Annotated in this window: 22 protein-coding genes and 7 tRNA genes; 17 read left to right on the plus strand and 12 right to left on the minus strand. The window is 71.3% G+C overall.

The window, feature by feature from the left end:
- Positions 1-2: 2 nt before the first annotated feature.
- Entirely contained in the window at positions 3-353 is a 351-nt protein-coding gene (locus tag ACWH4W_RS05220) for a metallopeptidase family protein (protein ID WP_026244081.1), read from the minus strand.
- A gap of 83 nt (positions 354-436) precedes the next feature.
- Between ACWH4W_RS05220 and ACWH4W_RS05225 the strand changes: the two genes are divergently transcribed.
- The 7 genes from ACWH4W_RS05225 to ACWH4W_RS05255 all read left to right on the plus strand — a co-directional run bounded on the left by ACWH4W_RS05225 (position 437) and on the right by ACWH4W_RS05255 (position 7130).
- Positions 437-2089: a metallophosphoesterase family protein gene (locus tag ACWH4W_RS05225; protein WP_473074653.1), complete on the plus strand. Its 1653-nt coding sequence runs from the start codon at positions 437-439 to the stop codon at positions 2087-2089.
- An 80-nt stretch (positions 2090-2169) separates the two neighbouring features.
- Positions 2170-2242 (plus strand) — tRNA-Glu (locus ACWH4W_RS05230).
- A 39-nt stretch (positions 2243-2281) separates the two neighbouring features.
- Positions 2282-2356, plus strand: a tRNA-Asp gene (locus tag ACWH4W_RS05235).
- Positions 2357-2380: 24 nt separating this feature from the next.
- Positions 2381-2454 (plus strand) — tRNA-Phe (locus ACWH4W_RS05240).
- 94 nt (positions 2455-2548) lie between these two features.
- On the plus strand, positions 2549-6526 hold the full coding sequence (gene hrpA, locus ACWH4W_RS05245) for an ATP-dependent RNA helicase HrpA (protein ID WP_473074654.1): 3978 nt from the start codon (positions 2549-2551) through the stop codon (positions 6524-6526).
- 92 nt (positions 6527-6618) lie between these two features.
- Positions 6619-6693: transfer RNA gene (locus ACWH4W_RS05250), tRNA-Asp, on the plus strand.
- Positions 6694-6911: 218 nt separating this feature from the next.
- On the plus strand, positions 6912-7130 hold the full coding sequence (locus tag ACWH4W_RS05255; protein ID WP_473074655.1) for a DUF6274 family protein: 219 nt from the start codon (positions 6912-6914) through the stop codon (positions 7128-7130).
- 448 nt (positions 7131-7578) lie between these two features.
- Here ACWH4W_RS05255 and bldC read toward each other — a convergent pair whose 3' ends face one another.
- Complete coding sequence (bldC, locus tag ACWH4W_RS05260; protein WP_003949541.1) at positions 7579-7785, minus strand: developmental transcriptional regulator BldC; 207 nt, start codon at positions 7783-7785, stop codon at positions 7579-7581.
- Positions 7786-8324: 539 nt separating this feature from the next.
- On the minus strand, positions 8325-9167 hold the full coding sequence (locus ACWH4W_RS05265) for a DUF8083 family protein (RefSeq protein WP_473074656.1): 843 nt from the start codon (positions 9165-9167) through the stop codon (positions 8325-8327).
- Positions 9168-9386: 219 nt separating this feature from the next.
- On the opposite strand from ACWH4W_RS05265, the gene ACWH4W_RS05270 reads away from it, so the two are divergent.
- Positions 9387-10475, plus strand: coding sequence for a Leu/Phe/Val dehydrogenase (locus ACWH4W_RS05270; RefSeq protein ID WP_473074657.1), 1089 nt, complete (start codon positions 9387-9389; stop codon positions 10473-10475).
- Positions 10476-10793: 318 nt separating this feature from the next.
- The gene (locus ACWH4W_RS05275; RefSeq protein ID WP_106413527.1) at positions 10794-11042 is read left to right on the plus strand and encodes a DUF3073 domain-containing protein; all 249 of its coding nucleotides are present in this window, start codon (positions 10794-10796) and stop codon (positions 11040-11042) included.
- Positions 11043-11165: 123 nt separating this feature from the next.
- Here ACWH4W_RS05275 and purM read toward each other — a convergent pair whose 3' ends face one another.
- The 9 genes from purM to purS form a co-directional block, all read right to left on the minus strand.
- On the minus strand, positions 11166-12233 hold the full coding sequence (gene purM, locus ACWH4W_RS05280) for a phosphoribosylformylglycinamidine cyclo-ligase (protein WP_473074658.1): 1068 nt from the start codon (positions 12231-12233) through the stop codon (positions 11166-11168).
- 33 nt (positions 12234-12266) lie between these two features.
- On the minus strand, positions 12267-13793 hold the full coding sequence (gene purF, locus ACWH4W_RS05285) for an amidophosphoribosyltransferase (RefSeq protein ID WP_473074659.1): 1527 nt from the start codon (positions 13791-13793) through the stop codon (positions 12267-12269).
- 62 nt (positions 13794-13855) lie between these two features.
- Entirely contained in the window at positions 13856-14641 is a 786-nt protein-coding gene (locus tag ACWH4W_RS05290; protein WP_473074660.1) for an META domain-containing protein, read from the minus strand.
- Positions 14642-14695: 54 nt separating this feature from the next.
- Positions 14696-15493, minus strand: coding sequence for a sterol carrier family protein (locus ACWH4W_RS05295; protein WP_473074661.1), 798 nt, complete (start codon positions 15491-15493; stop codon positions 14696-14698).
- Positions 15494-15502: 9 nt separating this feature from the next.
- A complete protein-coding gene (locus tag ACWH4W_RS05300; protein WP_473074662.1) occupies positions 15503-16339 on the minus strand; it encodes a M23 family metallopeptidase in 837 nt (278 codons plus the stop codon).
- 49 nt (positions 16340-16388) lie between these two features.
- A complete protein-coding gene (locus tag ACWH4W_RS05305; protein ID WP_473077420.1) occupies positions 16389-16871 on the minus strand; it encodes an ArsR/SmtB family transcription factor in 483 nt (160 codons plus the stop codon).
- 160 nt (positions 16872-17031) lie between these two features.
- Positions 17032-19290 (minus strand): phosphoribosylformylglycinamidine synthase subunit PurL, encoded by a 2259-nt coding sequence (gene purL / locus ACWH4W_RS05310; RefSeq protein ID WP_473074663.1) that lies wholly within the window; start codon positions 19288-19290, stop codon positions 17032-17034.
- Positions 19287-19967 carry a phosphoribosylformylglycinamidine synthase subunit PurQ gene (purQ, locus tag ACWH4W_RS05315; protein WP_365416412.1) on the minus strand — a complete coding sequence of 227 codons (681 nt, stop codon included), beginning with the start codon at positions 19965-19967 and terminating at the stop codon, positions 19287-19289. Before purQ ends, purL begins: the two co-directional genes overlap by 4 nt.
- Positions 19964-20227: a phosphoribosylformylglycinamidine synthase subunit PurS gene (gene purS, locus ACWH4W_RS05320; protein ID WP_006133353.1), complete on the minus strand. Its 264-nt coding sequence runs from the start codon at positions 20225-20227 to the stop codon at positions 19964-19966. The genes purQ and purS overlap by 4 nt, the downstream gene beginning before the upstream one ends.
- A 354-nt stretch (positions 20228-20581) precedes the next feature.
- Between purS and ACWH4W_RS05325 the strand changes: the two genes are divergently transcribed.
- From ACWH4W_RS05325 to ACWH4W_RS05360, 8 genes are all read left to right on the plus strand, one after another.
- Complete coding sequence (locus tag ACWH4W_RS05325) at positions 20582-20899, plus strand: histone-like nucleoid-structuring protein Lsr2 (protein WP_403544820.1); 318 nt, start codon at positions 20582-20584, stop codon at positions 20897-20899.
- Positions 20900-21055: 156 nt separating this feature from the next.
- Positions 21056-21127, plus strand: a tRNA-Gly gene (locus tag ACWH4W_RS05330).
- An 80-nt stretch (positions 21128-21207) separates the two neighbouring features.
- Positions 21208-21280: transfer RNA gene (locus ACWH4W_RS05335), tRNA-Gly, on the plus strand.
- 170 nt (positions 21281-21450) lie between these two features.
- Positions 21451-22422, plus strand: coding sequence for an ABC transporter ATP-binding protein (locus ACWH4W_RS05340; protein ID WP_473074664.1), 972 nt, complete (start codon positions 21451-21453; stop codon positions 22420-22422).
- Complete coding sequence (locus ACWH4W_RS05345) at positions 22419-23195, plus strand: ABC transporter permease (RefSeq protein WP_473074665.1); 777 nt, start codon at positions 22419-22421, stop codon at positions 23193-23195. The genes ACWH4W_RS05340 and ACWH4W_RS05345 overlap by 4 nt, the downstream gene beginning before the upstream one ends.
- A gap of 82 nt (positions 23196-23277) precedes the next feature.
- Positions 23278-24510, plus strand: coding sequence for a sensor histidine kinase (locus ACWH4W_RS05350; RefSeq protein ID WP_473074666.1), 1233 nt, complete (start codon positions 23278-23280; stop codon positions 24508-24510).
- 5 nt (positions 24511-24515) lie between these two features.
- Positions 24516-25121 carry a response regulator transcription factor gene (locus tag ACWH4W_RS05355; protein WP_290002725.1) on the plus strand — a complete coding sequence of 202 codons (606 nt, stop codon included), beginning with the start codon at positions 24516-24518 and terminating at the stop codon, positions 25119-25121.
- Between the two features lie 25 nt (positions 25122-25146).
- Positions 25147-25219: transfer RNA gene (locus tag ACWH4W_RS05360), tRNA-Gly, on the plus strand.
- The last annotated feature ends 77 nt before the right edge of the window (positions 25220-25296 follow it).

Here is a 25296-nt window from a genome sequence, read left to right on the forward strand (position 1 = left end):
GCCTATCCGTAGCCGAGCGCGTGCAGCCGGGCGTCGTCGATCCCGAAGTGGTGTGCGATCTCGTGCACCACTGTGATCTCGGTCTCCGTGACCACGTCCTCCCGGGACTCGCACATCCGCAGGGTCGGCCCCCGGTAGACGGTGATCCGGTCGGGCAGCACCCCGGCGTACCACTCCCCCCGCTCGGTCAGCGGCGTCCCCTCGTACAGCCCGAGCAGCTCCGGGTCGTCCGCCGGCGGCTCGTCCTCCACGAACACCGCGACGTTGTCCATGAGCCGCGTCAGCTCCGGGGGGATCCGGTCCAGCGCCTCGGCGACCAGCTCCTCGAACTCCTCGCGCGTCATCTCCAGCACGAGCCCATTGTCGGGGACGATCGGTCCGTACGAGAGCGGGCGGCGCCCGCATATCCGGCCGCCCGTACGGGCATAGGGGATCAATGGCCCGCGTCCCGACTGCCGTCATGAACCTGTTCCACCGCTTTCCACGGCTCCCGCAGGCCCTGACCCGCCGCCACCGCTCCGCCGGGCCGTCCCCGGCCGCGCCGGCCGTCGCCCTCGGCCCGCGGCCGCGCCCCTGGGCGCGTGCCCTCGGGCTGGTCGCGGTGGTCCTGCTCGGTGCGTGGCTCGGCCTGCTCGTCGTCGGCAACGTCCGCGTGCCGGTCGGCCCCATGAACACCACCATGACCCTGCGGCCGTCCTTCTCCGGCGGGACGAAGATCAACGTCTCCCCCCTGGGCGCGCTGCAGCTCGACAGCCACATCGCCCCGGTGCGCCTGGACGTCAACGTCGACCAGCTCGACCCCGAGCGCTCCCGGGCCCTCGTCGACCACCCGGAACGCCTCTCGGGGCTCCAGGAGGAGGTCACCGAGGACATCGCCCGCGGCACCGCGGACCTCGCCGTGCGCTCCTGCGTCGCCGTCGTCACCGGCGCCGCCACGCTCGGTCTCCTCGTCTACCGCCGCCCGCGCCGCGCCCTGGCCGCCGGGGGGCTCGCCCTCGGCCTGCTGGCCGCGTCCGGCGGCACGGCGTACGCGACCTGGAACCCGGACTCGGTGCTGGAGCCGAAGTTCTCCGGCCTGCTGTCCTCCGCTCCCTCGCTGGTCGGCGACGCGCGCAGCATCGTGACCGAGTTCGACGTCTACCAGCGGGAGTTGGCCCGTCTGGTCACCAACGTGACCAAGCTCTACGACGCCACCTCCACGCTCCCCGTCTACCAGCCGGACCCGACCACCATCCGCGTCCTGCACGTCTCCGACATCCACCTCAACCCCGCGAGCTGGAAGATCATCGCCTCGCTGGTGGAGCAGTACCGGGTGGACGTGATCGTGGACTCCGGCGACACGATGGACCACGGCACGGCCGCCGAGAACGGCTTCCTGGACCCGATCGAGGACCTGGGCGCCCCGTACGTGTGGGTCCGCGGCAACCACGACTCCCTCGTCACCCAGCGCTACCTCGAACGGATGGGGAACGTGCACGTCCTCGACGACGGGCGGGCCAGGACCGTCGCGGGCCTGCGGTTCGCGGGCATCGGCGATCCGCAGTTCACCCCCGACCGCACCCAGAGGACCGGGGCCGAGCAGTCCCAGGAGCTGGCGGGCGCCCGTCTCGCCTCCGCGATGCGGGACCAGAGGAGGGCCGGCACCCCCGTGGACGTGGCGGTCGTCCACGAGCCCTCGGCGGCCCGCGAGGTCGACGGCACCGTGCCGCTGGTCCTCTCCGGTCACCTGCACCGCGAGGACACCGAGGTGATGCGGTACGGCACCCGGCTGCGCGTCGAGGGCTCCACCGGCGGCAGCGGTCTGCGTGCGATCGAGGGGGAGTACCCGGACCCCATCGAGACGTCGATCCTCTACTTCGACCGGGACACCAGGCGTCTCCAGGCCTGGGACTCCATCGAGCTGGGCGGCCTCGGCCTGACCACGGCGGAGGTCAGCCGGCACCTGCCCGAGGAGAACCAGCCGGGCGCGGACACCTCCCCGTCCCCCTCGGCAAGCGCCTCCGGCTCCCCCTCCGGCAGCTCGTCGGGGAGCCCGTCGGAGAGCGCTCCCCCGCCCCCCTCCGCCACGCCGTCGCGACCCCGCTCCTGAACCGTTTTGGCGAACCGTCCCGCCATCCCATATGCTTCTCACGTCCCCGACGCGCTGAGAAGCGCCCAGGCGGGCCGATAGCCCTCATCGTCTAGCGGCCTAGGACGCCGCCCTTTCAAGGCGGTAGCACGGGTTCGAATCCCGTTGGGGGCACGCACCACCCTGTGCGACACTGTCGTACGACACAAGCTTGGTCCTGTGGAGCAGTTTGGAGTGCTCGCCACCCTGTCAAGGTGGAGGCCGCGGGTTCAAATCCCGTCAGGACCGCTGGTGTTTCACGTGAAACACCGCGGCTGGGTAGCTCAGTTGGTACGAGCGTCCGCCTGAAAAGCGGAAGGTCGCCGGTTCGACCCCGGCCCCAGCCACAGCCAAGGCCCCGATCTCCGATCGGGGCCTTGTTGTGTGCCCCGGCAAAATGGCTCGCCGCGTTTTTCCGCGGTCTGAGATCCTGGAGTCCGTATGTCTACGCACTCTGCCCCCGCCCTCGGCTCCCTCGCCTCCCGCCTCTCCGAACTGTCGCTGCGCGATGCGCACCGGCTCGGGCGGCGGCTGGAGGGCGCTCGCAAGATCCGTAAGCCGGAGGCCCGTGCCGCCGTGCTCGGTGAGATCGAGACGGAGGTCGCCGCGGCCGAGGAGCGGATGGCGGCGCGCCGGGCCAGGGTGCCGGAGGTCAGGTATCCCGAGCAGCTGCCCGTCAGCCAGAAGAAGGACGCCATCGCCGAGGCCATCCGTGATCACCAGGTGGTGATCGTGGCCGGTGAGACGGGTTCCGGCAAGACCACGCAGATCCCGAAGATCTGCATGGAGCTGGGCCGGGGCGTCCGCGGCATGATCGGGCACACCCAGCCCCGGCGGATCGCGGCCCGCACGGTGGCCGAGCGTGTCGCCGAGGAGCTGGACACCCCGCTCGGCGAGGCCGTCGGCTGGAAGGTCCGCTTCACCGACCAGGTGAACCCGGACGCCACGTTCATCAAGCTGATGACGGACGGCATCCTCCTCGCGGAGATCCAGACCGACCGCGAACTGCGCGCCTACGACACGATCATCATCGACGAGGCGCACGAGCGGTCGCTGAACATCGACTTCCTGCTCGGCTACCTCGCGCAGCTGCTGCCGAAGCGTCCCGACCTCAAGGTCGTCATCACCTCGGCGACCATCGACCCCGAGCGCTTCTCCCGGCACTTCGACGACGCTCCGATCATCGAGGTCAGCGGGCGCACGTATCCGGTGGAGGTGCGGTACCGGCCGCTGCTGGAGGAGGACTCCGACGACGCCGACCGGGACCAGATCACCGCGATCACCGACGCCGTCGAGGAGCTGATGGCGGAGGGGCCCGGCGACATCCTGGTGTTCCTCTCCGGTGAGCGGGAGATCCGGGACACCGCGGACGCGCTGACCAAGAAGCGGTACCGCTCCACCGAGGTGCTGCCGCTGTACGCCCGGCTGTCGCACGCCGAGCAGCACCGGGTGTTCCAGCCGCACGGCGGACGCCGGATCGTGCTGGCGACCAACGTGGCCGAGACCTCCCTCACCGTCCCCGGCATCAAGTACGTCATCGACCCGGGCTTCGCCCGCATCTCGCGCTACAGCCACCGCACCAAGGTGCAGCGGCTGCCGATCGAGCCGGTCTCGCAGGCCAGCGCCAACCAGCGCAAGGGCCGCTGCGGCCGTACCTCGGACGGCATCTGCATCCGGCTGTACAGCGAGGACGACTTCCTGTCCCGTCCGGAGTTCACCGACGCGGAGATCCTGCGGACCAACCTCGCCTCGGTCATCCTCCAGATGACGGCCGCCGGCCTGGGCGAGATCGAGAAGTTCCCCTTCATCGACCCGCCGGACCACCGCAACATCCGCGACGGCGTCCAGCTGCTCCAGGAGCTCGGTGCACTGGACCCCACGCAGAAGGACCCGCGCAAGCGCCTCACGCAGACCGGCCGGAAGCTGGCCCAGTTGCCGGTGGACCCGCGGCTGGCGCGCATGGTGCTGGAGGCCGAGCGCAACGGCTGCGTCCGCGAGGTCATGGTCATCGCGGCCGCCCTGTCGATCCAGGACCCGCGCGAGCGGCCCTCCGACAAGCAGACGCAGGCCGACCAGCAGCACGCCCGGTTCCGCGACGAGACCAGCGACTTCCTCGCCTTCCTCAACCTGTGGCGGTACATCCGCGAGCAGCAGAAGGAGCGCGGCTCGTCGTCGTTCCGGCGGATGTGCAAGCAGGAGTACCTGAACTTCCTGCGGATCCGCGAGTGGCAGGACATCTACGCCCAGCTGCGGACCGTCGCCAAGCAGATGGGCATGCACCTCGACGACCAGGACGCCCCGGCCGACCGCATCCACGTCTCGCTGCTGTCCGGGCTGCTCTCGCACATCGGCATGAAGGACGTGAAGGAGTCCAAGGACTCCGGGCAGGGCGGCCGGCGCGACGGCGGACGCAACGAGTACCTCGGCGCGCGCAACGCCAAGTTCGCCATCTTCCCGGGCTCCGCGCTGTTCAAGAAGCCGCCGCGGTTCGTGATGTCGGCGGAGCTGGTGGAGACGTCCCGGCTGTGGGCGCGGGTCAACGCGAAGATCGAGCCGGAGTGGGTGGAGCCACTCGCGGAGCACCTGGTCAAGCGCACCTACAGCGAGCCGCACTGGGAGAAGGACCAGGCGGCCGTGATGGCGTACGAGAAGGTCACGCTGTACGGCGTGCCGATCGTGGCGCAGCGGAAGGTGAACTACGGGCGCATCGACCCCGAGCTGTCCCGCGAGCTGTTCATCCGTCACGCCCTGGTCGAGGGCGACTGGCGCACGCACCACAAGTTCTACGCGGACAACCGCAAGCTGCTGACCGAGGTCGAGGAGCTGGAGCACCGGGCGCGGCGCCGGGACATCCTGGTCGACGACGAGACGCTCTTCGACTTCTACGACCAGCGGCTCCCCGACCACGTGGTGTCGGGGGCGCACTTCGACTCGTGGTGGAAGCACAAGCGGCGCGAGCAGCCCGACTTCCTCGACTTCGAGCGGGAGATGCTGATCCGCGAGTCGGCGGACGCGGTCACCAAGGCCGACTACCCCGACACCTGGCGCCAGGGCCCGCTGAAGTTCCGTGTGACGTACCAGTTCGAGCCCGGGGCGGACGCCGACGGCGTGACCGTGCACATCCCGCTCCAGGTGCTGAACCAGGTCACGGACGAGGGCTTCGACTGGCAGATCCCGGGTCTGCGGGAAGAGGTCGTCACGGAGCTGATCCGCTCCCTGCCCAAGCCGATCCGGCGCAACTACGTCCCCGCGCCGAACTACGCGAAGGCGTTCCTGGAGCGCGCGGTGCCGCTGCAGGAGCCGCTGACCGTCACGATGGCCCGCGAGCTGAAGCGGATGGTCGGCGTGCCGTTCGAGGCGGACGACTTCGACTGGTCCCGCGTCCCGGACCACTTGAAGGTGACGTTCCGGATCGTCGACGAGCGGCGCCGCACCCTCGCCGAGGACAAGGACCTGGAGGCGCTCAAGCTCCGGCTGCGGCCCAAGGCGCGCAAGGCGCTGTCGCAGGCGGCCGCCGCCACGGCGCAGCGCCGGGGCGGGGAGTCGCTGGAGCGCGAGGGACTGACGGACTGGACGATCGGTTCGCTCACCCGGGTGTTCGAGACCCGTCGGGCCGGCCAGCCGGTGAAGGCGTACCCGGCGCTGGTGGACGACGGCGACTCGGTGTCGGTGCGGCTGTTCGACTCGGAGGCCGAGCAGGCGGAGGCCATGTGGAAGGGCACCCGGCGGCTGATCCTGCTGGGCATCCCGGTCAACCCCGCGAAGTTCGCTTCCGAAAAGCTGACCAACCCTCAGAAGCTCGCCCTGTCCGCCAATCCGCACGGCTCGGTGCAGGCGCTGTTCGACGACTGCGCCACGGCCGCGGCGGACAAGCTGATCGCGGACTTCGGCGGCCCGGTGTGGGACGAGGAGTCGTACCGGAAGCTGTTCGACAAGGTGCGCGCGGAGATCGTCGACACGACGGTCCGCGCGGTCGGCCAGGTCCAGCAGGTGCTGGCCGCCTGGCAGGCCTGTGAGCGCCGCCTGAAGGGCGTCCGCAGCCCCGCGCTGCTGCCGAACCTCCAGGACGTGCGCACGCAGCTCGACGGGTTGGTGAAGCCGGGCTTCGTGACGGAGGCGGGGCTGCGCCGGCTGCCCGACCTGATGCGGTACCTGGTGGCCGCGGACCGCCGGCTCCAGCAGATGCCGACGAACGCGCAGCGGGACACCACGCGCATGGCGAAGGTCCACGAGATGCGGGACGAGTACGCCTGGCTGCTGGAGCAGATGCCGCAGGGGCGGCCGGTGCCGCAGCAGGTGCGGGACATCCGCTGGATGATCGAGGAGCTGCGGGTCAGCTACTTCGCCCACGCCCTGGGCACGGCGTACCCGGTGTCGGACAAGCGGATCGTGAAGGCGATCGACGCCGCGGTGCCGTGACGGGGCCCGCACACAGGGTGAGTTCGACCAGGGGGCTCCTGCTCCTGTACAGTCCTTCTCGCAGCGCAACGCAGGAAAAGCGCCGCGATCCTGGTCCTGTGGAGCAGTTTGGAGTGCTCGCCACCCTGTCAAGGTGGAGGCCGCGGGTTCAAATCCCGTCAGGACCGCATACCGGAAGGCCCGCCCCCCGCAAGGGATGGCGGGCCTTCCGCATGAGGCGAGCCGTCCGGCGCCTCAGGGCGGCCCGGAGGACTCCGCAGCAGGCCCGGGGCCCGGAGGGGGTCCAACAGCCCGCCTCGCGGGCTCCTGCGCCGTCTTGACGGCCTGCCAGTCCCTCGGTACTCCAGGAACAGGGCACGTGCCCGCGGGGACCTGGAGGCGGCGTATGGCGGCATCGGCCGGGCATGAGACGCGGGCCCTGCTCCGCGCGCACCTCGCGGCCGCGTCGCCGTACCGGCATCTCACGCGGCACTGCCCGGTCTGCCGTCGTCTGCAGCGCCTGGCGACGGACTCCGCGCCCTTCGACGGCGCCGGGACCGCCGAGCCGTCCGACCCCGCCGAGGGTCCGCAGGAACAAGCCGCCGTCGATCCGCGTTCCCTTTAGCGCATATGCCGCGGGCTCAACAACCCGACTGGTATGTGACGGGTGTCACTGCATGAGTTTTCACCATGGTGGAACTTACACCCCGCCTACAACAGGTCAATTTAATATGTGCAATTGCACTCTCCACGAGACTCCGCACCGCCCCCCTCGGATCCGAGCCCACAGACGTCCTCAGACCTCCTCGGACTCCGGCAAACCCGCGCGCACAGAAGGCCGTTGAGGCCGCCGGGACCTGCGGGTACACCCACCACCGGCGCACAAAAAAGATCGCACTGGACCCGGCGGAGTCCAGTGCGATCGACGACGCACCCGGTGTTCAGTTGGCTGTGAAGCTCTGATTCCGTTGGGCGAGAGGGCTGTTGGGGCAGTCCCCGCGTCGCTTGGAGCTAAAAGTCGCGGGCATCGCGGCCGGTGGGGGACCGGCCGGTTCTGCCCGGTTCATGCAGGTTCAGGCCTCGCTGCGCTGCTGCGGGATGCCCGCGAGCAGTGCGCGGACCTCGGCCTCGCGGTAGCGGCGGTGCCCGCCGAGCGTGCGGATCGACGTGAGCTTGCCGGCCTTCGCCCAGCGCGTGACCGTCTTCGGGTCGACGCGGAACATGGTGGCAACCTCAGCGGGGGTCAGCAGCGGCTCGGCATCAGGGGTGCGAGCGGTCATGAGCGGCCTCCTCGGGAGAACCGAACCTTCTCGGTTCTTTCCTCTAAATTCTGCACCTTGACCCGCGTTGCCCGAAATGGCGGACGCGAGTCGAGTCGGTTATAGGACGAACGGCTTGTCCTCGGCACTACAACTACACCATCTGTCCAGCCACGTCGGCCAAACCGATGGAATTGCCCTCCCAGGTGTTCATCAGCCGCGGAAGCCGATGGACCATGCCATAGCGGACAGTCACGCCCCTGTGACGATCAGTCACAGCAGCGCGCAGGAGTCACCGGACCCCCCAAAGCGTGCAATGCTGAGATTCCGCCCATAGTGGAGCACAGCAGGACGGAGGAGTCCTCCCCGGACTCCTTGTCCTATTTTGGCATGAGGAGGGGCAAGGGGCGCAAGGGCCTTGTACGTGCGGTCCGTCACGCTTGACACGCTTGGGACTTACGCCCGGAACGGCCGCTACGTCCGATGTCGCCTCGGGACTGACGCGGCTTCAACCACCTCAGGGCGAAGACAAAACCCCAAGAAGAGCGTTTGGTCAAACGTCAGTTCGCCGAGCGCAGGTCACGCACCGCTCGCCAGCGCTCGACGAGACGTCCGTAGGCCTCTGCCGCGCCCCCTTCGTCGCCCCGCCGCAGCGCCGCGATCCCCTCCCCGACGTCGGCCGCCGAATGGTCGCCCTCCAGGGCACAGGCCGGCAGGGCGTGCACGAGGCCCCCGTAGTCCAGCTCGACCAGCGAGCGCGGGTGGAACTCCTCCAGCCAGCGGCCGACGTCCACCAGGCCGTCGATCAGCAGGCTCTCGTCCACGGCTGCCCGCAGTGCCCGCAGTCCCCGCGCCACCCGGCGCCGGGCCTGGGCCATGGGCGTGCGATAGCGAAGGACCGGGTCCTCCCCGGCGGAGGCCTCGGCGTACTCGCGCTCCTCGTCGGCGAAGAGCACGAACCAGTTGATCGGTACCTGCCAGGTGGAGGTGCGGATCCACGGCCGCGCGTCGGGGTGCTCGGCCAGCCACCGCTCGTAGTCCCGGCTCGTCTGGTGCCGCACGACCGGGGGCAGCAGGGCGTCCAGGACCGGCGGCGGATACTCCTCCGCGAGCTCCTCCAGGGCCTGCCAGCCGCGCAGCCGGGTGCGCCACGGGCAGACGCGGACCTCGCCGTCCGTCTCCAGCACGAACGCGTCCTCGCTCTCGTGCACCGGGACGGGCACCGGCGGGACGGGCGCCAGGTCGGCCAGCGACCGGCGCAGCTCGTCCTGGTAGGAGGGGAGGGCGGGCCGGCGGGCGTACCGCTCCCAGTGGCCGCGCTCCGGCTCGGGGAAGGCGGCCAGCGGTTCGTACACGCGCAGGTAGGAGGCGTAGGGGACGATCACCGAGGACACCTTGGTCACGCTCTGCTCCCTCCCCCGCGGGCCGCTGCGAAAACCTGTCCGGCCCCCGCCCGGACGGGTGGCGGATCCGGCAGACCGCCGCACGCGGTACTCCGGACGGAGGTGATCCGGGACACAGTGACGCCATCGGGCGCGCGAGGATCTACTCTCGTGCCACAGCCCCCGCCACCCGTACGGGAGCCCGTCCCACCCGCCGCTACTTACTCAGGAGTCACCACAGTGACCGACGTATCTGACGGCGTCCTGCACACCCTGTTCCGTTCGGAGCAGGGCGGCCACGAACAAGTCGTGCTCTGCCAGGACCGTGCCAGCGGCCTCAAGGCCGTCATCGCCCTCCACTCCACCGCCCTGGGCCCCGCCCTGGGCGGCACGCGCTTCTACCCGTACGCCTCCGAGGAGGAGGCCGTCGCCGACGCGCTGAACCTGGCGCGCGGCATGTCGTACAAGAACGCCATGGCCGGTCTCGACCACGGCGGCGGCAAGGCCGTGATCATCGGCGATCCGGAGCGGATCAAGAGCGAGGAACTGCTGCTGGCCTACGGCCGGTTCGTCGCCTCCCTCGGCGGCCGCTACGTCACCGCCTGCGACGTCGGCACCTACGTCGCCGACATGGACGTCGTCGCCCGGGAGTGCCGCTGGACCACCGGCCGCTCCCCCGAGAACGGCGGCGCGGGCGACTCCTCGGTGCTCACCTCCTACGGCGTCTACCAGGGCATGCGGGCCGCCGCCCAGCACCTGTGGGGCGACCCGTCGCTGCGGGACCGCAAGGTCGGCATCGCGGGCGTGGGCAAGGTCGGGCACCACCTGGTGGAGCACCTGCGGGCCGAGGGCGCCGAGGTCGTGATCACCGACGTGCGCGAGGACGCCGTCCGCCGGATCCTCGACCGGCACCCCGAGGGCGTGTCGGCGGTGGCCGACACCGAGGCGCTGATCCGCACCGAGGGCCTGGACGTCTACGCCCCGTGCGCGCTCGGCGGCGCCCTGAACGACGACACCGTGCCGGTGCTGACCGCCAAGGTGGTCTGCGGCGCGGCCAACAACCAGCTCGCCCACCCGGGCGTGGAGAAGGACCTCGCCGACCGCGGGATCCTCTACGCGCCGGACTACGTGGTGAACGCCGGCGGCGTGATCCAGGTCGCGGACGAGCTGCACGGCTTCGACTTCGACCGGTGCAAGGCGAAGGCGTCGAAGATCTTCGACACCACGCTCGCCATATTCGCACGCGCGAAGGAGGACGGTATTCCGCCGGCCGCCGCGGCCGACCGGATCGCCGAGCAGCGGATGGCGGAGGCGCGTTCGCGGCGGTGAGGCCCGTGCGGAGCGCCCCCGCCGAGGCGCTTTCGCACACATGAGCGGTACCCGCCGGGGGGCACTTGGAGAGAACTCTCACTTCTCCCGGCGGGTCGACCGTCGATATGTGGTTAAAATCGCGGTTGACCAGCGAGGACGGGGCGCCTCGACGGTCCCGGGCGCGGGCACGTCATACGGGCGACGTACCGTATGGGCGCGGGCTCAGGTACCGTGGAAGCCCTACGGACCGGTCTCTCCATGGAGAGCCCGTTCTGGACCATGAACGCGTGTCAAGACTCTGGGGCCGTCGAGCCCCGTCGTTGAGGGGGTCGAGCCATGGGGCGCGGCCGGGCCAAGGCCAAGCAGACGAAGGTCGCCCGCCAGCTGAAGTACAACAGCGGTGGGACTGACCTCTCACGCCTGGCCGAGGAGCTGGGCGCATCGACATCGAATCAATCACCGAACGGTGATCGTTTCGAGGACGATGAGCAAGACGACGACCTGTACGCACGGTACGCCGACCTCTACGAGGACGACGAGGAGGACGAGGACGGCCCGTCCTCGCAACAGCGTCGCGGTGCCTGACCTTGCGTGATGCATGAACCCGGTCGGTGACCCCGGTCACCCGCCGGGTTCAGTGCTGCCCGGACCGGCCCCGTCGGTCGGTGCGCTGCCCGCACGTTCACCGTGCGGGCAGCGACCCGGTGCTCAGTTCGCGTAGTCACCGACAAGAGCCGCACCCGTGGTGTGGTCACCGCGCGCGGTGATCTCGCCGGCCACCCAGGCGTCCACGCCGCGGTCGGCCAGCGTGGTGAGCGCCACGTCGACGGATTCCTGCGGCACGATCGCGATCATGCCGACGCCCATGTTCAGCGTCTTCTCCAGCTCCAGCCGCTCGACCGAACCGGTCCGCCCGACCAGGTCGAACACCGGAGCGGGCGTCCAGGTGGAGCGGTCCACCGTGGCGTGCAGCCCGTCGGGGATCACCCGGGCCAGGTTGGCCGCCAGTCCGCCGCCGGTGACGTGGCTGAACGCGTGCACCTCGGTGGTGCGGATCAGCGCCAGGCAGTCCAGCGAGTAGATCTTGGTGGGCTCCAGCAGTTCCTCACCGAGGGTGCGGCCCAGCTCGTCGATCCGGGCGTCGAGGGCGAGACCGGCCCGCTCCAGCAGCACGTGCCGGACGAGCGAGTAGCCGTTGGAGTGCAGCCCGGAGGACGCCATGGCGATCACCGCGTCGCCCGGACGGATGCGGTCCGCGCCGAGCAGCCGGTCGGCCTCCACCACGCCCGTACCGGCGCCGGCGACGTCGAAGTCGTCCGGGCCCAGCAGGCCCGGGTGCTCGGCCGTCTCGCCGCCCACCAGGGCGCATCCGGCCAGCACGCAGCCCTCCGCGATGCCCTTCACGAGGGCGGCGACGCGCTCGGGGTGGACCTTGCCGACGCAGATGTAGTCGGTCATGAACAGCGGCTCGGCACCGCACACCACGATGTCGTCCATGACCATCGCGACCAGGTCGTGGCCGATGGAGTCGTACACGCCCATCCGGCGCGCGATGTCGACCTTGGTGCCGACGCCGTCCGTGGCGGAGGCGAGCAGCGGGCGCTCGTAGTTCTTCAGGGCGGAGGCGTCGAAGAGGCCGGCGAATCCGCCGAGGCCGCCGAGGACCTCGGGGCGCCGGGTCTTCTTCACCCACTCCTTCATCAGCTCGACCGCGCGGTCGCCCGCTTCGATGTCGACGCCCGCCGCTGCGTAACTGGCACCAGTGTTCTGGGACATGGCTGTGAGAGCTTTCGTGTCGTCCGTCAGGGCTTACGGGCGGCGGATCGCGTCGACCGCGGCCGGGGCGGCGGTGCCGGCGGCCAGCTCGGTCTCCAACAGCTGCTTGCCGAGGAGCTCGGGGTCCGGCAGCTCCATCGGGTACTCGCCGTCGAAGCAGGCGCGGCACAGGTCGGGCTTGGCGATGGTGGTCGCCTCGATCATGCCGTCGAGGGAGATGTACGCCAGGGAGTCGGCGCCCAGGGAGGTGCCGATCTCCTCGATGGTCATGCCGTTGGCGATCAGCTCGGCGCGGGTGGCGAAGTCGATGCCGAAGAAACAGGGCCACTTCACGGGCGGCGAGGAGATCCGGATGTGGACCTCGGCGGCGCCCGCCTCACGGAGCATGCGGACCAGGGCCCGCTGGGTGTTGCCGCGCACGATCGAGTCGTCGACCACGACCAGGCGCTTGCCCTTGATGACTTCCTTGAGCGGGTTCAGCTTCAGGCGGATGCCCAGCTGCCGGATGGTCTGCGAGGGCTGGATGAACGTGCGGCCGACGTACGCGTTCTTGACCAGGCCGGCGCCGAAGGGGATGCCGGAGGCCTCCGCGTAGCCGATGGCGGCGGGGGTGCCGGACTCCGGCGTCGCTATCACCAGGTCGGCCTCGGCCGGGGCCTCGGCGGCGAGACGGCGGCCCATCTCGACGCGCGAGAGGTAGACGTTCCGGCCGGCGATGTCGGTGTCGGGGCGGGCCAGGTACACGTACTCGAAGACACAGCCCTTGGGCTTCGCTTCCGCGAATCGGGACGTTCGCAGTCCGTTCTCGTCGATGGCGACGAACTCGCCCGGCTCGATCTCGCGCACATAGCTCGCGCCGCAGATGTCGAGGGCGGCGGACTCGGAGGCGACCACCCAGCCGCGCTCCAGCCGGCCGAGGACCAGCGGGCGGATGCCCTGCGGGTCGCGGGCCGCGTAGAGGGTGTTCTCGTCCATGAAGACGAGGCTGAAGGCGCCCCGGACCTTGGGCAGGACCACGTGCGCGGCCTGCTCCACGGTCACCGGCTCGCCGTCGGCGGCGCGCTGGCCGGCCAGCAGGGCGGTGATCAGGTCGGTGTCGTTGGTCGCGGCCACCTTGGGGGCGCGGCCGTTCTCCTTGGGGAGCTCGGCGACCATGTCGGCGAGCTGCGCCGTGTTCACCAGGTTGCCGTTGTGCCCGAGCGCGATGGATCCGTGCGCGGTGGCGCGGAACGTCGGCTGGGCGTTCTCCCACACGGAGGCACCGGTGGTCGAGTAGCGGGCGTGACCGACCGCGATGTGACCCTGGAGGGAGCCGAGGGAGGTCTCGTCGAAGACCTGGGACACCAGGCCCATGTCCTTGAAGACGAGGATCTGGGAGCCGTTGCTGACCGCGATACCCGCGGATTCCTGGCCCCGATGCTGGAGGGCGTAGAGCCCGAAGTACGTGAGCTTGGCGACCTCTTCACCCGGAGCCCAGACACCGAAGACGCCGCAGGCGTCCTGGGGGCCCTTCTCTCCGGGGAGCAGGTCGTGGTTGAGTCGTCCGTCACCACGTGGCACGCCACCGAGTGTAGGCGAGACCGACCACTGGTCCGAATGCGGGATGCGGGCCCGCGGGTGGGTCAGCGGGCCGCGACGGCCCGCACCTCGGTGCCGTTTTCGCTGGTCAGAGTGAGGGTGTCGCCGTCGACGGCGTAGGCTGCGGTGCCGTTGAAGAGCTTCGTCAAAGCCTTCTCGGCATCCATGAGTGAGTCTTCGCACATCATTCGGGTCAGGGACGGGACGCCGAGGGTGATATGGCCGTCGCGCACGGTGGCGTCGGCGTTCACCTGGTTGCAGCCCAGGTTCCCGGAGACCGCGCCGCGCTTCTCGTCGAAGGTGAGGTGGGCGCGGCCGGCGCCGTCGGGGGCGGTGACGCTCCAGCGGGTGCCGTGCAGCGGGCTGTCCTCGGTCTCGCTGAGGCGCACGGTGTCTCCGGACGCGGTGGTCAGCGTCAGGCGGCCGTCCGCGACGTCGGCCTCGAGCTCTCCGGCGGCCAGGACGCGGGAGACGGCGCTCTCGCTCCGCATGGACTGCTCGTCGCAGGCCCGCAGGGTGGTCTCCGGGCCGGTGATGCGGACGCGGTCGCCGTCGGTGCGGACGCGGGCCTCGAAGAGGTTGCAGCCGTAGCTGCCGGTGGCCCGGCCGTCCTCGCCGAGGGTGAGGTGGGCTCCGTCGGGGACACGGTGGGTGGCGCCGTCGACGGTGACGCTGTCGACGGTCCAGCGGACGCCGGTGACCGGCCGCTCCGCCTCGGCGACGCCGCTGCCGGCGCCCGCCTTCTCGCCGCCGCAGGCCGCGGCGAGCGGGACGACGAGCACGGCGACGGCCGTCAGGGTCCTGCGCGCGGTGTGCTTGTGTCGGTCCATGCCGTTCCGACGGAGGGGCGGGGCGGGTGGTTCCCCCCGCTGTGTGCGCGCTGCTCAGCCGAGCAGCGGCAGGTACGGCCCGAGGTCCGCGCGCTCGCCGCCGGCGCTGACCGCGGCGGAGGCCACGGCGTCCGGCCAGGAGAGACGGCCGCCGGCCAGCCGGATCCAGGTGAGCGGGTCGGTCTCGACGACGTTCGGCGGGGTGCCCCGGGTGTGCCGGGGGCCCTCGACGCACTGGACCACCGCGAACGGCGGGACGCGCACCTCCGTCGAGCCGCCGGGCGCCTTCGCGGCGAGCGCGTCGGCCAGCAGCCGCACGCAGGCGGCCTGCGCCTGCCGGTCGTACGGGACGTCCAGGCCGGGGACCGCGGCGTTCAGGTCGTCGGTGTGGACGACGAGCTCCACGGTGCGCGTGACGACGTAGTCGGCGAGGGGCAGGGCGCCCGCGCCGGTCGGGAGCAGCCTGCCGCCGGGGTGGGTGTCGAGGCGGGCGGTGAAGCGCCGCTCGGCGTCCGCGAGGTAGGCGTCGAGGTCGGGGTGGCCGGCCGCGAGCCGGTGCGCGGTGTCCGCGATGGCGCCGGCGTCGGCGGCGACGGCCGGGGGCCAGTCGAGGAGCCGCGCGTCCTGCCGGGCGGGCTCCGGCTCGTCCAGCAGCCGGTCCACGGCCAGCAGCGCGGTGCCGATGTGGGCGACCAGCTCCCGGACGGTCCAGTCACCGAGCCGGGTCGGCGCGGCGAGCTGCTCCGGGGTGAGGGCGCGGACCGCCGTGCGTACGTGCCCGAACTGGGCCAGGACGGCGGCACGGGTCCTGGCGGGGTCGTAGGAGCGGGGGCGTTTCCTGGCCGGTGGCATGGCGGAAGCCTATGCGCGGGCGTCGGCCCGCTGTGCCGGGACCTCGAACACCTCCTTGGTGCGGGGGACGCCCGTGCCGCGCCAGGTGAAGGGGATGCCCCGCGCGGTGTCCGGGTCGGGTCCGTCCATGAGCTGGAAGTGCAGGTGGGGCTCGGTGGAGTTGCCCGAGTTGCCGACCTGGGCGATCACCTGGCCCGCGCGCACCCGGTCGCCCTCGCCGACGGTCAGGGAACCGCGCCGGAGGTGGGCGTAGAGCGCGTAGGCGCCGTCGCCGAGGTCGAGGATCACGTGGTTGCCGATGATGCTCCCGGCGCCGAGCAGGTCCCGGACGTTCGCCTCCAGGAGCATCAGGTACGCCAGTGCGGGCAGGGAGCCGCGGCTGAGGTGGTCGCGCGCCCGGTCGGTGGCCCGGACGACGGTGGCGTCGCCCACCGCGTGCAGCGGGGCGCCGTAGGCGGGGAAGTCGCCGTTGCGGCGGGCTATCGGCCACAGCGCGCGGAACGCGGGACGGGAGCCCGGCTCGGGCTCGGCGACGACGTCGATGGCGAAGGTCTGGCCGTAGGCATGGGTGCCGTGGCTCGGGGTGCGGTCCGCGGGGCTGTTCAGCGCGATCCAGCGGCCGGTGACCGGGGGCTCGACCTCGACGGGCTCCCGGGCGGCGCGAGGGCTGTCCGGGGCTCCGCCCCACCGGTTGGCGACGACCACCATGGCGTAGGCCAGCAGCAGCGGCAGGAAGTCCCACCACACCGGATGGCCGAGGTCCAGCGTCACGTGGGCGATCACCAGGGCGAAGAAGGTGATGAGGAGCCCGCGGTAGGCGGTCTTGGCGAGTTTGCGTGCGGACATGCTTCCCCCGTGCTCGTCGGTGCGTCGGTGCCGCGTGCTCGTCGGTGCGTCAGTGCCGCGCCGCCGCCAGCGCCACCAGCAGCGGCACCACCCGGCCCGCCGGGACCTCGTGGCGGCCCCGTCCTGTGGTGTGCAGCCAGCCGGCGGCGGTGAGCTGGCGCAGGTGGTGGTAGATCTGCCCGGTCGTGCCGATGTCGTCCAGCTCCGCCAGTTCGGCGGCGGTGCGGCGGCCGCCGGTTATCTCGCGGAGCAGCCGGAGCCGGACCGGGTGGCCGAGGGCGGCGAAGGACTCCGCCGCGTCCGGCCACTCGTAGGTGAGCAGGTCCGAGGTGAGCGCGCCGTGCTGCCAGTCGTACCGCTCGCCGGTCGGCAGCCGCACCGCGCCGGTGAACAGCACGCCTCCGTCGGCCGCCTTCAGCTCGGCGAGCTGCTCCCTGAGCCCTTCCAGGGCCCAGAAGTCGCCCTCCCCCACGCGGGGGGCCGTACGGTCGGCCGCTTCGAGCGCCGCCAGTCGGCGCTCCAGCTCGGTCATGCGCTCTTCCAGTTCCACGCCTTCGAGATTACGTAATTACGTGATGCCGTGCAAGGGCCCGTGGGTGTCCACGCACATCTGTGGACGCCGGACACGACGAAGCCCCCGCCGGAAGGGGCGGGGGCTTCGGAAGGACCGGGCGTGCACCGGCCGGGAGGGGTCAGGCCAGCAGCGCCGGGATCGTCCCCTCGTGGGTCTCGCGCAGTTCGGCCAGGGTGAGCGAGAACTCGCCCTGGACCTCGACCGTGTCGCCGTCCACGACGCCGACGCGGGTGGCCGGCAGGCCGCGCGCACCGCACATGTCGTTGAAGCGGACCTCCTCCGAGCGCGGCACGGCGACGATCGCGCGGCCGGCCGACTCGGAGAACAGGAAGGTGAACGCGTCCAGCCCGTCGGGCACCACCAGACGCGCGCCCTTGCCGCCGAGCAGGGCCGACTCGACGACCGCCTGGATCAGACCGCCGTCGGACAGGTCGTGCGCGGAGTCGATCATGCCGTCGCGGGAGGCGGAGATCAGGATCTCGCCGAGCAGCCGCTCACGCTCCAGGTCGACCCGCGGGGGCAGGCCGCCGAGGTGGTCGTGGACCACCTGCGACCAAGCCGAGCCGCCGAACTCCTCGCGGGTGTCGCCGAGGAGGTACAGCAGCTGGCCCTCCTCCTGGAAGGCGACCGGGGTGCGGCGGGCCACGTCGTCGATGACGCCGAGGACGGCGACCACCGGCGTCGGGTGGATGGCGGCCTCGCCCGTCTGGTTGTAGAGCGAGACGTTGCCGCCGGTCACCGGCGTGCCGAGCTGCTTGCAGCCGTCCGCCAGACCGCGCACGGCCTCGGCGAACTGCCACATGACCGCCGGGTCCTCCGGGGAGCCGAAGTTCAGGCAGTCGGAGACGGCGAGCGGCCTGGCGCCGGTCGTCGCCACGTTGCGGTAGGCCTCGGCGAGGGCGAGCTGCGCGCCCGTGTAGGGGTCGAGCTTGGCGTACCGGCCGTTGCCGTCGGTGGCGATCGCGACGCCGAGGCCGGACTCCTCGTCGATGCGGATCATCCCGGAGTCCTCGGGCTGGGCGAGGACGGTGTTGCCCTGCACGAAGCGGTCGTACTGCTGGGTGATCCACTGCTTCGACGCCTGGTTGGGCGAGCCGACCAGCTTCAGGACCTGGGCCCTCAGCTCCTCGCCGGTCCGCGGCCGGGGCAGCTTGTTCGCGTCGTCCGCCTGCAGCTCGTCCTGCCAGGACGGGCGGGCGTAGGGCCGCTCGTAGACCGGCCCGTCGTGGGCGACCGTGCGCGGGTCGACGTCGACGATCTTCTCGCCGTGCCAGTAGATCTCCAGGCGGTCGCCGTCGGTCACCTCGCCGATGACGGTGGCGATGACGTCCCACTTGTCGCAGATCTCGAGGAACCGGTCGACCTTCTCCGGCTCCACGACCGCGCACATGCGCTCCTGCGACTCGCTCATGAGGATCTCCTCGGGCGAGAGCGTGGAGTCGCGCAGGGGCACGTCGTCGAGGGTGACGCGCATGCCGCCGGAGCCGTTGGAGGCCAGCTCGGAGGTGGCGCAGGACAGGCCGGCCGCGCCGAGGTCCTGGATGCCGACGACGAGCTTCTCCCGGAACGCCTCCAGGGTGCACTCGATGAGGAGCTTCTCCTGGAAGGGGTCGCCGACCTGGACGGCCGGGCGCTTGGAGGGCTTGGCGTCGTCGAAGGTCTCGGAGGCCAGGATCGACGCGCCGCCGATGCCGTCGCCGCCGGTGCGGGCGCCGTACAGGATGACCTTGTTGCCCGCGCCTGACGCCTTCGCGAGGTGGATGTCCTCGTGCCGCATGACGCCGATCGCGCCCGCGTTGACCAGCGGGTTGCCCTGGTAGCAGGCGTCGAAGACGACCTCGCCGCCGATGTTGGGCAGGCCCAGGCAGTTGCCGTAGCCGCCGATGCCGGCGACCACGCCGGGCAGCACGCGCTTGGTGTCGGGGTGGTCGGCGGCGCCGAAGCGCAGCGGGTCCACGACCGCGACCGGGCGCGCGCCCATCGCGATGATGTCGCGCACGATGCCGCCCACGCCGGTGGCCGCGCCCTGGTAGGGCTCGACGTACGACGGGTGGTTGTGCGACTCGACCTTGAAGGTGACCGCGTAGCCCTGGCCGACGTCCACCACGCCCGCGTTCTCGCCGATGCCGACGAGCAGCGCGTCGGACTCGGGGGCCTTCTCGCCGAACTGGCGCAGGTGCACCTTGGAGGACTTGTACGAGCAGTGCTCGGACCACATGACGGAGTACATGGCGAGCTCGGCGCCGGTGGGACGGCGGCCGAGGATCTCCACCACCCGCTCGTACTCGTCCTTCTTCAGGCCCAGCTCGGCCCAGGGCAGCTCGACGTCGGGGGTGGCGGCCGCGTGCTCGACCGTGTCCAGAGGCGTCCTGCTCATGCGTTGACCAGCTTCTTGAGGATCGACGTGAAGAAGGGCAGGCCGTCGGTACGGCCCGTACCGATCAGCGGTTCGACGGCGTGCTCGGGGTGCGGCATGAGACCGACGACGTTCCCGGCCTCGTTGGTGATGCCGGCGATGTCGTTGAGCGAGCCGTTCGGGTTGAAGTCGAGGTAGCGGAAGGCGACGCGCCCCTCGGCCTCCAGCTCGTCCAGCGTGTACCGGTCGGCGACGTAGCGGCCGTCCATGTTCTTCAGCGGGATGTGGATCTCCTGGCCGGCCGCGTAGTCGGTGGTCCAGGCGGTGTCCGCGTTCTCCACCCGCAGCTTCTGGTCGCGGCAGATGAAGTGCAGGTGGTCGTTGCCCAGCATGCCGCCGGGGAGCAGGTGCGCCTCGGTGAGGATCTGGAAGCCGTTGCAGATGCCGAGGACCGGCAGGCCGGCCCTGGCCTGGTCGATGACGGTGTCCATGACCGGCGAGAAGCGCGCGATGGCGCCGGCGCGCAGGTAGTCGCCGTAGCTGAAACCGCCGCAGAGCACCACGGCGTCGACCTGCTTGAGGTCCTTGTCCTTGTGCCAGAGGGCGACGGGTTCGGCACCCGCGACGCGGATCGCGCGCTGGGTGTCCCGGTCGTCGAGGCTGCCCGGGAAAGTGACGACGCCGATACGAGCGGTCACTTCGCCGCCTCCGCGACTTCCTCGACCCGGACGGTGAAGTCCTCGATCACGGTGTTGGCGAGGAAGGATTCCGCAAGATCGTGGATACGGGCGAGCGCGGCCTCGTCGACCGGCCCGTCAACTTCCAGTTCGAATCGCTTTCCCTGACGGACGTCCGAGATCCCTTCGAAACCCAGTCGCGGCAGTGCGCGCTGCACCGCCTGGCCCTGGGGGTCGAGGATCTCCGGCTTGAGCATGACGTCGACTACGACGCGTGCCACTGGCACTCCCGGTGTGTGGTGCTGAGCAGGTTCCTTCAGACTACCCGCACAAAATTTCTACGCGAGTAGAGTTGTAGGAATCTACGTGAGCACTGTCACAATTCGGCATCACGAGGAGGCCTTCCGGAAAAAATCCGGGAAAGATCCGCGTTCTTCCGCACATCGCTATTGCGCCCGGACACCCGGACAGATTTAGTCGGGGTTCCCCTTGCATTGCCGGGCACTGTACAAATGAATTGTCATTAGCAGATACTTTGCCCGATCACAGGCGGACAGCCGACATCTCTGGGGCGTACCGGCACGTCATGACGGACGTCCGGACGCAAGAGGTGCCGCACGAAGGGACCGATATTCGTGGCGCAGAAGGTCGTGGTCACTCTCTTCGACGACATCGACGGCTCGGAAGCGGCGGAAACGATCGCCTTCGGACTCGACGGCACGTCGTACGAGATCGACCTCAACGAGGCGAACGCCAGGAGACTGCGCGAGGCGCTCGAGCCCTACGTGGACGCCGGCCGCAAGCGCGCCCGCTCCGGCGAGGTCTACCGGCAGACCGAGGTCGCCCCGGACCCGGCGGCCGTGCGCGCCTGGGCGCAGGCGCACCGGATGGACGTCCCCGCCCGCGGTCGCATCCCCAAGCGGGTCTACGAGGCGTTCGCCGCGGCCCGCTGAACCGCACCCGTGTACGGAGCCGGCCCCGGCCGGGTGAGCCCGCCGACGGCCGGTCACCGGCCCCTCTCGACAGCCGACTTGCGCAGACCCCCTGCTGATCAGCTAGAGTCTGGAGCACGCCGAGGGGCGAGGCCGAAAGGCCCGGCCCGAGGACATGCGGGTGTAGTTCAGTAGTAGAACATCCCCCTTCCAGGGGGAAGGCGCAGTGTGCAATTCCTGTCACCCGCTCTGCACCGCCGTACCCTCCACCGTCGTGGATCAGGTAGGCTGGTGCCCGCGCCGATCGGTGAGAGCCGGTCGGAGGCAATGCGGACGTAGCTCAGTTGGTAGAGCGCAACCTTGCCAAGGTTGAGGTCGCGAGTTCGAGCCTCGTCGTCCGCTCGGGACAAGACCCCGGTCCATCGGACCGGGGTTCTTTCGTATGTCCGCCTCACGCGCCACTTCACGTGCCCGCCCCGAGGCGCCCGCCCGCGAGACCGTCTGACATTTGTCATGTCCGGCGATGACACGGCGCACTGCCGGACCCTCGCCCCGGACGGGATGCTCGAGGCATGCAAACGACCGGACTTGAGAACGTGATCGAGGTCACGGGCCTGCGACGCGTCTACGGGGGCGGGTTCGAAGCGGTGCGCGGGATCGACTTCACCGTGCGGCGCGGAGAGATCTTCGCCCTGCTGGGCACCAACGGGGCCGGCAAGACCTCCACCGTCGAACTCCTCGAAGGACTCGCCCCGCCGGCCGGCGGGGCGATACGGGTCCTCGGCCACGACCCGTACACCGAGCGCGCCGCCGTACGGCACCGCACCGGCGTGATGCTCCAGGAAGGGGGCTTCCCCTCCGAGCTGACCGTCGCCGAGACCGCCCGCATGTGGGCGGGCTGCGTCAGCGGCGCACGCCCCGAGCGGGAGGTGCTGGCGATGGTGGGCCTGGGCTCCAAGACCGACGTCCGGGTCAAGCAGCTGTCCGGCGGGCAGCGGCGGCGCCTGGACCTCGCGCTCGCGCTGCTCGGCGACCCCGAGGTGCTCTTCCTCGACGAGCCGACCACCGGCCTCGACGCCGAAGGCCGCCGCGACACGTGGGAGTTGGTGAGCGCCCTGCGCGACTCCGGCACCACGGTGCTGCTCACCACGCACTACCTGGAGGAGGCCGAGAACCTCGCCGACCGGCTCGCGATCATGCACGACGGGCGGATCGCCGTCACCGGCACCCCGGCGGAGGTCACCGCGACCGAGCCGTCCCGGATCACCTTCGACCTGCCCGAGGGCTACCACCTGGGCGACCTCCCGCCGCTCGACGGGATGGGCGTGACCGATCACACCGTGGAGGGCCGCACCGTCCGGCTGCGCACCCGCGACCTGCAGCGCTCGGCCACCGCACTGCTGGTGTGGGCGCGCGACACGGGCGTGGAGCTGCGCCGCCTCGACGTGCGCTCGGCATCCCTGGAGGAGGCCTTCCTCACCATCGCCAAGGACGCCTCGGCCCCCGCGGCGAACGGCGCCACCACGGAGGAGTACGCGGCATGAGCACCACCACCACCACCCCGGCCGGCCGGATGACCTCCCTGGCCCGGGCCGAACTGACGCTGCTGGGACGCAACAGGAGCGCCCTGGTCGCCGGGCTCTTCGTGCCGCTGATCATGCCGCTCAGCGTGCGTTCCGCCGCTGAGGAGATGAACCTCGCGGAGGCCGGGCTCACCCCCGGCACGCTCGTCCTGCCCGCCGCCGTCGGCTTCTCGCTGCTGTTCGCCGTGTACTCCACCCTCGTCGGCGTCTACGTCGTCCGGCGCGAGGAACTGGTGCTGAAGCGGCTGCGCACGGGCGAACTGCGGGACGCGGAGATCCTCTCCGGGGCCGCGCTGCCGGCCGTGCTCACCGGGCTGCTGCAGTGCCTGCTGCTGATCGCGGGCTGCGCCGTGCTGCTCGACCTGTCGGCGCCCTCCGCGCCGCATCTGGCCGTGATCGGCCTCCTGCTGGGCCTCGTGATGAGCGCGGCGCTCGCCGCCGCCACCGCGAGCTGGACCCGGACCGGCGAGAGCGCCCAGGTCACGCCCATGCCGCTGATGTTCGTCTCGATGCTCGGCTCCGGGATGTTCGTCCCGCTGGAGCTGTTCCCGGACCGTCTGGCGTCCGTCTGCGAGCTGCTGCCGCTGACCCCGGTCGTCAGCCTGGTGCGCGCCGGCTGGACCGGCGGCCTCTCGGCCGGGGAGTCCCTCGGGGCCCTCGCGGTGGCGCTGGCCTGGACCGCGCTGGCGGTGTTTGCTGTACGGCGGCGGTTCCGCTGGGAGCCGCGGCGCTGAGGCGCCGGACGGGCCGGGGGCGGACGCGCCGCACCGCGGTGACGGGTGCGGCGGCGGACATCGGTACGGACAGGAGCGGCGGATGGGCAGCCCGGGCGGCTGGTGGGGGCGCAAGAGCACACCCGCGAAGGTCGAGACGTACACGCGGTGGTCGTTCCATTTCATCGCGCTGTCCGAGCCCACGGTGATCGGCGTGACGGCCTTCGGCCGCCTGGAGGCGCGGGCCGCGCTGCTGCTGATGGTGCCGGTCGCCGGGCACGTCGCGCTGGCCATGATGACCGCCTCCCGCGCCCTGGACTGGACGTGCGGCCGGCGTCCACAGCCGTTGCGGCTGCTGTGGGCGCTCGGCGCCGCGACCGCCGCGCTCGCGGTCACGGCCGTCGTCCTCGGCCGGCACAACCCCGGCGGGGAGGACACCGGCACCGTCCTCGGGTCGGTCTTCGGCGCCTCGCTCTGCTACGGCGTGGGCATGATGGCCCTCGCCGTGAAGGACCGGCGGCGCGTCGTCTGGCTCGTCGCCGGGTTCGGTGCCGGCGCGGGCCTGGCGATCTGGCCGCTCGGCGTGCCCGCCGTCGCCTCGCTGGCCACGGGCGTGTTCGTGACGGCCGCGAGCGGCTTCTTCGCCGCCACCTCCTGCTTCTCCATCTGGCTGCTCAACGCCGTCTACGCCCTCGACGAGGCGCGCGAGACCCGGGCCCGGCTCGCGGTCGCCGAGGAGCGGCTGCGCTTCGGCCGGGACCTGCACGACGTGATGGGCAGGAACCTCGCCGTGATCGCCCTGAAGAGCGAGCTGGCCGTCCAGCTCGCGCGGCGCGAACGGCCCGAGGCGGTCGAGCAGATGATCGAGGTGCAGCGCATCGCCCAGGAGTCCCAGCGGGAGGTGCGGGAAGTGGTCCGCGGCTACCGCCGGGCCGACCTGGAGGCCGAGCTCAGCGGCGCGCGGGGGGTGCTGAGGGCGGCCGGGATCGACTGCGAGGTCAGCGGCGAGACCGGCGGGCTGCCCGCCGAGGTGCAGTCGGCCCTTGGCTGGGTGGTGCGGGAGGCGACCACCAACGTGCTGCGGCACGGCGACGCGAAGAAGTGCACCGTCACGGTGCGGAGGCCGGAGGGACGTGTGGTGCTGACGGTGCGCAACGACGGGGCGACGGCCCCGCACGGGTCGTCCCGTACGGGCGGGACGGGGCTGGCCGGGCTGCGGGAGCGGCTGTCCGCGGTGGACGGCACGCTGGACGCCGGGGAGGCCGGGGACGGCGAGTTCCGGCTCGTCGCGGAGGTCCCGCTGACCTCGCGGCCCGCGCTGGAGGTCGTGTCGTGACCGACGTGGTGCGGCTGCTGCTCGCCGACGACGAGCACCTGATCCGCGGGGCGCTGGCCGCCCTGCTGTCCCTGGAGGACGACCTCCTGGTGGTCGCCGAGGCCGCGTCCGGACCGGAGGCCCTGGCGATGGCGCGGGCGCACGCCCCGGACGTCGCCGTGCTCGACCTCCAGATGCCCGGCGCGGACGGTGTGAAGGTCGCCACGACCCTGCGGACGGAGCTGCCCGACTGCCAGGTGCTGATCGTGACCGGCCACGGCCGTCCGGGGCACCTCAAGCGGGCGCTCGCGGCGGGGGTGCGGGGGTTCGTCCCCAAGACCGTCAGCGCCCAGCGGCTCGCGGAGATCATCCGCACCGTGCACGGGGGAAACCGCTACGTCGACCCCGAGTTGGCCGCCGACGCGATCGCCGCCGGCGACTCGCCGCTGACCGCGCGCGAGGCGGAGGTGCTGGAGCTGGCGGCCGACGGGGCGCCCGTCGCGGAGATCGCGGAGCGGGCCCGGCTGTCCCAGGGGACCGTGCGGAACTACCTCTCCTCCGCCGTCTCGAAGCTCGGCGCGGAGAACCGGCACACCGCGGTGCGTCTCGCCCAGGAGCGAGGTTGGGTATAGTGGTGCTCGCGCCACGGCGCAGCAGGCGAACGTAGCTCAGTTGGTAGAGCGCAACCTTGCCAAGGTTGAGGTCGCGAGTTCGAACCTCGTCGTTCGCTCAGAGGACGAAGGCCCCGGTCGATGACCGGGGCCTTCGTCATGGGCGAGTGCCCGGGGGCCGGGGACACGCCCCGGC

The sequence above is a fragment of the Streptomyces sp. DSM 120436 genome (assembly GCF_055778765.1).